This is a genomic window from Mesorhizobium sp. M7A.F.Ca.CA.002.05.1.1 (genome assembly GCF_003998335.1).
In the GTDB taxonomy this organism is placed as follows: Bacteria; Pseudomonadota; Alphaproteobacteria; order Rhizobiales; family Rhizobiaceae; genus Mesorhizobium.
This window is the reverse complement of record NZ_RZQI01000491.1, coordinates 1-4,488: the sequence shown is the minus strand read 5'-3', so window position 1 is coordinate 4,488 and position 4,488 is coordinate 1. Positions and strand designations below refer to the sequence as shown.

The 4,488-nt window shown below is 62.6% G+C and carries 7 protein-coding genes and 2 pseudogenes; 2 read left to right on the top strand and 7 right to left on the bottom strand.

The features are described from left to right. Positions 1–182: pseudogene (locus EN939_RS22335) on the bottom strand (response regulator); the annotation flags it as partial. A gap of 144 nt (positions 183–326) precedes the next feature. On the opposite strand from EN939_RS22335, the gene EN939_RS22330 reads away from it, so the two are divergent. After that, positions 327–863 (top strand): L,D-transpeptidase family protein, encoded by a 537-nt coding sequence (locus EN939_RS22330; protein ID WP_206517156.1) that lies wholly within the window; start codon positions 327–329, stop codon positions 861–863. A gap of 112 nt (positions 864–975) precedes the next feature. Here EN939_RS22330 and EN939_RS22325 read toward each other — a convergent pair whose 3' ends face one another. Further along, positions 976–1,242 (bottom strand): hypothetical protein, encoded by a 267-nt coding sequence (locus EN939_RS22325; protein ID WP_127269720.1) that lies wholly within the window; start codon positions 1,240–1,242, stop codon positions 976–978. 130 nt (positions 1,243–1,372) lie between these two features. Between EN939_RS22325 and gcvA the strand changes: the two genes are divergently transcribed. Continuing rightward, positions 1,373–2,308, top strand: coding sequence for a transcriptional regulator GcvA (gcvA, locus tag EN939_RS22320; RefSeq protein ID WP_127269718.1), 936 nt, complete (start codon positions 1,373–1,375; stop codon positions 2,306–2,308). 99 nt (positions 2,309–2,407) lie between these two features. Here gcvA and EN939_RS22315 read toward each other — a convergent pair whose 3' ends face one another. The 5 genes and pseudogenes from EN939_RS22315 to EN939_RS39200 form a co-directional block, all read right to left on the bottom strand. Then, on the bottom strand, positions 2,408–2,824 hold the full coding sequence (locus tag EN939_RS22315; RefSeq protein WP_127269716.1) for a DUF1761 domain-containing protein: 417 nt from the start codon (positions 2,822–2,824) through the stop codon (positions 2,408–2,410). Between the two features lie 50 nt (positions 2,825–2,874). Beyond that, positions 2,875–3,573: a class I SAM-dependent methyltransferase gene (locus EN939_RS22310; RefSeq protein WP_206517149.1), complete on the bottom strand. Its 699-nt coding sequence runs from the start codon at positions 3,571–3,573 to the stop codon at positions 2,875–2,877. Beyond that, the gene (locus EN939_RS22305) at positions 3,528–3,953 is read right to left on the bottom strand and encodes an EVE domain-containing protein (protein ID WP_023811233.1); all 426 of its coding nucleotides are present in this window, start codon (positions 3,951–3,953) and stop codon (positions 3,528–3,530) included. The genes EN939_RS22310 and EN939_RS22305 overlap by 46 nt, the downstream gene beginning before the upstream one ends. Positions 3,954–3,990: 37 nt before the next feature. Continuing rightward, positions 3,991–4,287: a YciI-like protein gene (locus EN939_RS22300; protein ID WP_127269714.1), complete on the bottom strand. Its 297-nt coding sequence runs from the start codon at positions 4,285–4,287 to the stop codon at positions 3,991–3,993. 32 nt (positions 4,288–4,319) lie between these two features. Continuing rightward, positions 4,320–4,488 (bottom strand): annotated as a pseudogene (locus EN939_RS39200) (NAD(P)H-dependent glycerol-3-phosphate dehydrogenase); the annotation flags it as partial.

Below are 4,488 nucleotides of genomic sequence, written 5' to 3'. Positions count from 1 at the left end.
ATGTCGGGCAGTCCGACGTCCATGATGAGCAGATCAATGAGGCCGCCGCGCGCTGCGGCGACACCTTTTGCCGCAGTCGATTCCTGCAGCACGTCGAATTCCTCGTAAAGGGATAATTGCTCGACCAGTGTGCCGCGCAGGTCATCATCATCGTCGACGATCAGTATGGTGCGTGAAGTCATGGATCAATCCGTTGTTTTGAAAAGAAAATTCAGTTGACCGCTGCCTGTTTATGCGGAAGCTGACCGGCGCAACAGCCGTTCACAGTGATTTGTTCCGTGGCACGATCATACAAGAAAAAACACGATCGCAATGCAGCCGGCGCAATTTTGCGAAAAGGGCTGCGTGTGCTGACCGTGCGGGCGAGGCCTGGGCATCCAAGCCAGGGCCTGTTGCAGGCCGGGAAAACGGTGTTTGCCTGTGCGTTGGGGCGCGGTGGCATCTCGGCCGGCAAGCGCGAAGGCGATGGCGCCACGCCGCTGGCCGCGATGCGGATATTGTCGGGGTATTTCCGGGGAGATCAGTTCTCCAGCGGCCGCAGGACCCGTCTGGCGATGACGCCGATCGGGCCCGATCTGGGCTGGTGCGAAGTGCCCGAAGACCGCAACTACAACAGGCCGGTCAAGATACCCTATGGCGCCAGCCACGAACGCATGCGGCGCGACGACCGGCTCTACGACGCCTGCCTTGTGCTCGACTGGAACCTGTCGCCGCGCCGGCGCGGGCGCGGCAGCGCCATCTTCTTCCATCTGGCGCGCCCCGGCTTCACGCCGACGCAAGGCTGTGTGGCTGTCACGGCGCAAACCATGGCGCGGCTGCTGCCACTGCTGTCGGACCGGACGGTGGTGAGGGTGGTGAGATAGTAGGGCAGTAGGCAGTAGGCAGTAGGCAGTAGGCAGTAGGCAGTAGGCAGTAGGCAGTAGGCAGTAGGCTACCTGTCGGCGCTGACTTAAATTTTCCTCTACTGCCTATTTCCTACTGCCTATTCCCTGACCTTCGCGGTCTCTGCCAGCCCATGTCTAGCAGGCCCAGCCGGCCAAGCTCCCTGTCCATTGCGCGAGCGACGTCACGGCGCTCGCCGCCGATATCGCGCAGTTGGCGATCGGAGAGATCCTCGACGTTCTGGTAGGTAATGTCGCGGCGGGCGAGGCGTATCGCGACCCGGGCGTGACGCAGCCAGTCGAGAGTTTCGGCCAGCCAGGCCGGGCGGGGTGTCGATGAATTCAAAACGATGATGGACATGGTGTGCTCCGTTCTCCCCGGATATCAAATCCGGCTTGATGATGTTTCGATGGATGGATGATGCCAGATTGAAATCTCTGCGAGAAACGAGTAGTTTTCTCTGGATCATCAAGTTTTATTTGAGGATAGGATGGCTCGTCTTCTGCCCGGGACTCGTGCCTTGAGGACACTGGAAGCAGCGGCCCGGCACCTCAATTTCACCCGTGCCGCCGACGAGCTCGGCCTGACGCCGGCCGCCGTCAGCCATCAGATCAAGGAAATCGAGGATCAACTCGGGCTGGTGCTGTTCACACGCACCAGCCGCACGATCCGGCTCACCGAGGCGGGGACGGTGCTGTTCGACGCCTCGGCCGACGCGCTCGACCTGCTTGGCCGGGCCGTTTCGCGGGCGCAAAAGCTGGCGCGCGGCACCGCCCTTTTGAAGGTAACGCTCGACGCGCAGTTCGCGTCAAAATGGCTGATGCGACGCGTCGACGATTTTCGCAAGCATCACCCCGATATCGAATTGCGATTCGACATTGCCTATGAAGTGCGGGATTTCGAACTCGATGACATCGATGTCGGCATCCGTTTCGGCGCCGGCAAATATCCGGGTCTTCGCACCCACCGGCTGTTCGACAACATTCTCATTCCGGTGTGCAGCCCGAGCCTCTTGACGTCCGGTCCGCCGCTGCGTGAGCCGCGCGACCTCTTCAACCACACGCTTGCGCATATTGAATGGTCGCGGCAAGGCGTGACGTGGCCGAACTGGCGGATGTGGATGGCCGCGGCCGGCATCACTGATTTCGACGACAGCCGGACCGTCGTCTTCGGCAACTCCACGGATGCCGTCCAGGCAGCGCTCGACGGCAATGCCGTTGCGCTCGCCGATTTCGCCATGGTGGCGAACGACCTTTCCCAGGGCAGGCTGGTGCAGCCTTTCGAACTCGGCCTGCGGGTGGCGCCCGAGTTCGCCTACTTCCTGGTCTATCCCGAAAATACCGCCGACGATCCACGCATCGTCGCCTTTCGCGAATGGATGCTCGAGGAAGTCGCCAAGACGCGGACCACGGACAAAGGGCAGTAGGACAGTAGGACAGTAGGACAGTAGGGCAGGGCAGTAGGGATAGGCGTCGGTGCCGTCTGCCCCTATTTCCTACTGCCTTACTGCCCTACTCCTTCTTGATCAGGTTGCCGCCGCGCCGAACCAGCCGATCACGGCGCCGATGATCAGCAGCACGCCGAGCCAGTGGCCGCCGTCGATGAGGGTCAGGTCCCAGCCGAAATTCTCGTAGCGGTGATTGACCGAGAGCGTCGTGGCGACGAAACCCAGCCAGAGCACGAAGCCGAAGACAAGTCCGGCGATCCATGTCGGCTCGCCGCCGGTCATCGCGCCGACGACCAGGGCCAATATGGTGGCCATGACCAGTTCGGCGATGAAGCTGATGACGAAGGGCAGCGGCGACTTCTTCATCATCGCCGGATCGAGCTTGGCGGCCTTCAGCCACGCCTTGCTCAGGCCCATGTACCAAGCGGCGCCGAACAGCCACGCGGCGATCGCGGCAGCGACCACCGCCAGCCAGTTCACTGCTGAAAAATCCATGAGCTCCCCCTCTGATCTGTATGTGATGGAACGCCTGTTCGGCGATCGCGTCAAGCGAACCGCCAGACCGTCGTGCGCTTGACCAGCGCATCCTCCAGCGCCCGCGTGACGGCCACTTCATACACAGAAAGCGGCTCCAGCCCTGCCTTCGGCAGATACGACCGTCCGGGATCGCCGACGAGGATCTCGGCGCCGCGCGCCTTCAGCGTTGCGAACCATGGCATCAGCCGGTCCGCGAAAGATTTGTCGTAGAAAACATCACCGGCCAGGACCACGTCCCAACCTGCATCGGTGCCGATGCAATCCGTGCCGAGGAATTCGGTCCCGACACCGTTGATCTCGCTGTTGAGCCGGATCGCGGTGGCACAGAACGGATCGATGTCGGTTGCGATCACCTTGGCGGCACCTGCCTTGGCGGCAGCGATGGCGACAAGGCCGGAGCCGGAAGCGAAGTCGAGCACACGCTTGCCCCGCGCCGTGCCGGGATTGTCCAGGACATAGCGGGCAAGGCCCTGGCCGCCGGCCCAGGCAAAGGCCCAGAAAGGCGGTGGCAGGCCGATCTCGACCAGCTCATCCTCGGTCCGCTGCCACAAATCATGCGCTTCGTCGGCAAGATGAAGCAGGATCTCCGGGACGTGCGGCGGCGCCATCAGCGCCGTGTTGTCGAGAATGAATTGCCTCGCGCTGTTGGGCGTCAGCGCCGTCACGGAGCCGGCGTCAAGCCGCCCATGCGGCAGACTTCCTTCCATTCGGCCGGCGTCACCGGCTGCACGGAAAGCCGGCCGAGCCGCACCAGCGCCATGTCGGCAAGCTTCGGATTGGCCTTGACCTGCTCCAGCGTCGGCGGGTTCGGCACATCCCTTACGGCGCGGATGTCGACGCATTCCCAGCGCGGATCGTCCGAGGTGGTGTCGGGATGGGCAAGCGCGCAGACTTCAGCGATGCCGACGACGTTCAGCCCCTCGTTGGAATGGTAGAAGAAGCCGAGATCGCCGATCTGCATCGCCTTCATGTTGTTGCGCGCGGCGTAGTTGCGCACGCCGTCCCATTGCGTGCCGGCCTTGCCCTTGGCCTTCAGCATCTCGAAGGAGAACTTGAATGGCTCGGATTTGAACAGCCAGTAGTTCATGTCTTTCTCCTCCTAGGCGTCGCGCGGGCGACCGGGATTAACTAGCCGCCGGCTTGTTGAACGTCCAGTTCCACGGGCGGATTTCGACGCTTTCGAACAGCCCGGCCTTGGCGTAGGGGTCGGCCGCCGAAAGAGCCTGGGCGCCAGCCAGGTCGGACGCTTCGACGACCACGAGGCTGCCATTGGGCTTGCCCTCGGCATCAAGGAACGGACCGGCGAAGGCCAGCTTCTTGTCGCCGTTCAACCCTTCGAGAAAGGCGATATGCTCGGGCCGCGTGTCGAGGCGCACCTGCAGGCTTCCGGGCTTGTCCTTGCAAATCACAGCAAACAGCATCTTTTTCTCCTGATCGTTCAAAGTCGTGGGGATCAATCGTTGGTTTCGGTCTTCAGCGGCCGGGTCATCAAGGCCGTCACAGCCTGCCGGACGGTGATGGCACCGTCCAGTATGGCGGCGACGGCGGCAATGATCGGCGCGTCGATGTTGCGCTCGGTGGCGATGCGGGCAGCGATCGCCGCCGTCGGCACGCCTTCGGCG

Bases quoted from the DNA above. Each gene is read 5' to 3' on its own strand.
- EN939_RS22325 (WP_127269720.1), bottom strand. From the start codon at position 1,242: ATGTCCATCATCGTTTTGAATTCATCGACACCCCGCCCGGCCTGGCTG.
- EN939_RS22310 (WP_206517149.1), bottom strand. From the start codon at position 3,573: ATGGAAGGAAGTCTGCCGCATGGGCGGCTTGACGCCGGCTCCGTGACG.
- EN939_RS22305 (WP_023811233.1), bottom strand. From the start codon at position 3,953: ATGAACTACTGGCTGTTCAAATCCGAGCCATTCAAGTTCTCCTTCGAG.
- EN939_RS22300 (WP_127269714.1), bottom strand. From the start codon at position 4,287: ATGCTGTTTGCTGTGATTTGCAAGGACAAGCCCGGAAGCCTGCAGGTG.
- EN939_RS22315 (WP_127269716.1), bottom strand. From the start codon at position 2,824: ATGGATTTTTCAGCAGTGAACTGGCTGGCGGTGGTCGCTGCCGCGATC.
- gcvA (WP_127269718.1), top strand. From the start codon at position 1,373: ATGGCTCGTCTTCTGCCCGGGACTCGTGCCTTGAGGACACTGGAAGCA.